This window comes from Bradyrhizobium sp. Mp27, from assembly GCF_029953005.1.
Classification (GTDB): Bacteria; Pseudomonadota; Alphaproteobacteria; order Rhizobiales; family Xanthobacteraceae; genus Bradyrhizobium; species Bradyrhizobium barranii.
The window spans coordinates 1-3,097 of sequence record NZ_JASAUS010000364.1 but is presented as its reverse complement, the minus strand read 5'-3'; the positions used below and the strand labels follow the sequence as shown (position 1 = coordinate 3,097).

The following is a 3,097-nucleotide window of genomic DNA, read 5'->3' as shown; positions in this document are numbered from 1 at the left end:
GTCAACGCATACAACGACAGAGCCGAGCCCTTCGTCTGGACCAAGAAAAAGGTCCGTCAACGCCGTTTCAAAGGCCGCCGTATCACTCAGCTCTGATTCCGGGTACTAGGCTCGGTGGAGCAATGTCCGCACTGGGTCAAGAGCGGGCCGGGATGGATCGCTAAACTTGCCCCTTGGTTGAGGGGCGTGAGTGAGGTGTGCTCCCGCTCGCATCGGGTAGTTGTCGGTCTGTAACCAAGTGCGCCAAAAGGGACGTTGGCTAAACGTCGAAAAGCGTTTCTTCATTCTTCAAAGTTGCGATAGCGAATCCGTGCGGGCCGAGATCTCGAAAGAACTCACGGATAACGTCGATGAGGACTCGCACGTATTCGGGCTTATTCGATCCGTAAACGTCGGCGATGACGAGCGTGGGTGCGGGCAGATCGTCAGTTATCGGCAGCCGGATAAGCTCAGTGCCGTCCGGGGAAGCGTGGCCCAGTGGGGGCATGTTGAGCACAGAAACTCCAAACCCGCACGCAACAGAGGTCCTGATAGTCTCGTAGTTGCGCGTGCGGAAGCCGATCGTTGGTTGAGTTGCCAGCACATCGAACAATGTAAGGAGATACAGCGCGGTCTGTGGCAAATCCAACAGAACCAAAGGCCGAGTTGCCAATTCTGCGATAGATACGGCCGGCTGACGCGCGAGTTGGTCGGATCGCGAAATTAGCGCATGCGCAGGTACTTTACAGACGCGTGTTGTGTTCTCTTTGAAGTGCGGTCCGATATCATAAGTTACGACCAGGTCGACCGCTCCGTTTGCGAACCATTCTCGCAACTGCAACTGGTCTCCCTCGAGCACAGAAATCTCAACCGGCCCAACGCGCTCGATGTAGCGCTTCAGTGTGTCGGGAATGAAAAGTGCGCCGAAAGGATTGAAGCAGCCAATACGGATTGCCGGCGTGCTCAGTCCTCCCAAGCGAGCTATCGTCCTTTTGAATTCTGCATCGGCGGTCAGCATCGAGCGGGCTGCGCAGATAAAGCGTTCTCCCGCCGGGGTTACTCTGACCCCGCGTGAGGGACGCCTCTCAAAGATTCGAGCGCCCATTTCGGTTTCAGCAAGTTCAATCGCCGCAAGGATCGACGATTGCGAGATCCGCAAACTCACCGATGCTGCGTGCATGCTGCCAAGCCTGGCGACTTCGCTTACGTATCGAATTTGCCGAATCGTAAGATCCACAAGGCGTTCCCTACAGTTGATCGATGGTCTTTCTACAAATTATGCATTTTATGACCAGCTCGTAAATTCCTAATGCTCGCCGGACGGAGCCGAGTTTGACCGCTCCTGACTGTGAGAGAGGGAAAAGCAGTGTCTATGGACGTCTTCAGTCCGCCTGATGGGACCGACATATGTGGGCTGAATGCAGCCCAGGTGCTTTCCGCCTATAGGAAGGGGACATTGTCACCGATTGAGGTGACCGAAGCCGCTTTGGAGAGAGCTGAGGCAGTCAACGGGGAGCTGAACGCGTTCACGTTTATCGACCGGGATCGGGCTAGGAATGAGGCGCGTCGGTCCGAAGCTCGCTGGGGGTCCGGCGCACCCTTGTCAGACATCGATGGCATCCCGACAACGATTAAGGACATCGTCTGGGTCGAGGGGTGGTCGGTTCGGTGCGGCAGCCGCACGACGACAGCTTCGCCGTGTGAAAGGGATGCGCCGTCGGTCGAGAGGCTGCGCCGCTCAGGCGCGATCTTCATCGGGCAGACAACAACGCCGGAATTCGGCTGGAAGGCGGTTACCGACTCTCCTCTCTTTGGCGTGACGCGCAACGCCTGGGATCCTTCGATGACGGCAGGAGGATCCTCCGGAGGAGCAGCGGTAGCCGCAGCTGTCGGAGCGGGCAGCCTTCATTTGGGTAGCGATGGCGGTGGCTCGATACGCATTCCGGCGTCGTTCAACGGCATAGTCGGACATAAGCCGTCATTCGGACGTGTGCCCGCTCATCCTCCCAGCGCTTTTGGAACAGTGGCGCACATCGGTCCGATGGCACGAAGCGTTGGCGATGCTGAAGCCATGCTTGAGGCGATGTCTGGGCGCGACTTGCGCGACTGGGCGCAGGGCGCAGGCATTTTACCAAGATTGGGGAAGCGGCAGGCGGACTTTACGGGGATGCGGATCGGATACTGGTCAACTCCCCCTGTAGGACACGTCGACAGGGAAGTGGAATTGAGTGTGGCGGCTGCGGTTCGGCGAATGGAGGAGTGGGGAGCGATCGTCGAGCCGGTCGAATTGCCTTCCATTGATCTTCTTGAGCTGTTCCATATCCACTGGTTTTCGGGGGCCGCCAATCGGCTCGTCTCAGCGGGCGAAGTTGCCTCCGAAGTATACGATGCCGGCTTCCTGTTGGCCGCGGCGAAAGGCCGGGAGTACAGCGCTGCTACCCTGGTGGCTGCTCAAGTGCTTCGCGCCGAATTCGGCACCTTCATGGACGAGTTGCTCGAGAGTTACAATGTGTTGGTCTCTCCAGCCGCCGCCATTCCTCCGTTCGCAGCCGGGCGAGATGTGCCAGAAGGTAGTGGCCTTAGCCATTGGACCGAGTGGGCATCCTTCAGCTTTCCCATCAATCTGAGCCAGCAGCCTGCGTGCGTAGTTCCTTGCGGAATGACGGCTTCTGGAGCTCCAATTGGACTGCAATTTGTTGGCGCACGAGGAAATGACTCAGGCGTACTCGCCACGGCGCGGGCTTACGAACTGGTGTCACCCGAGCACTTCAGGATGGTCGATCTGACTAAGCGATCACGAAAGAGGATGGACGGCGTCGGAGCGACGCGCAGCGAATAGCGACCGGATTATCTTGGTTGAACGAGAACGTACTGACGTTCATCAGGGGGCGCTCGGATGTGCGACCATCTATTGTTCTTGGCAAAGTCGGAAGTCTCGCTTGAATCGATCGAGCGACCGGGGCCAAACGATGAGCGTGACTTGCGACGTCGCTGATACAGTTCTTGGCTAGAGCTGGCCCCGCAAATTCGGACAGTAGCTTGAGTGGATTTTCTGCCTGACAGCGGCGAGGATTCTTGCTGCGAATCAGGAGCGAAGATGACGAAGAAGAGCCGCCGG

At 57.9% G+C, this 3,097-nt stretch carries 2 protein-coding genes; one reads left to right on the top strand and one right to left on the bottom strand.

Translation table 11 applies throughout. The annotated features are described in order from the left end of the window. Positions 1-259 precede the first annotated feature (259 nt). On the bottom strand, positions 260-1,216 hold the full coding sequence (locus QJT78_RS49775) for a LysR family transcriptional regulator (RefSeq protein ID WP_028152372.1): 957 nt from the start codon (positions 1,214-1,216) through the stop codon (positions 260-262). A 135-nt stretch (positions 1,217-1,351) separates the two neighbouring features. On the opposite strand from QJT78_RS49775, the gene QJT78_RS49770 reads away from it, so the two are divergent. After that, entirely contained in the window at positions 1,352-2,818 is a 1,467-nt protein-coding gene (locus QJT78_RS49770) for an amidase (RefSeq protein WP_080586938.1), read from the top strand. The last annotated feature ends 279 nt before the right edge of the window (positions 2,819-3,097 follow it).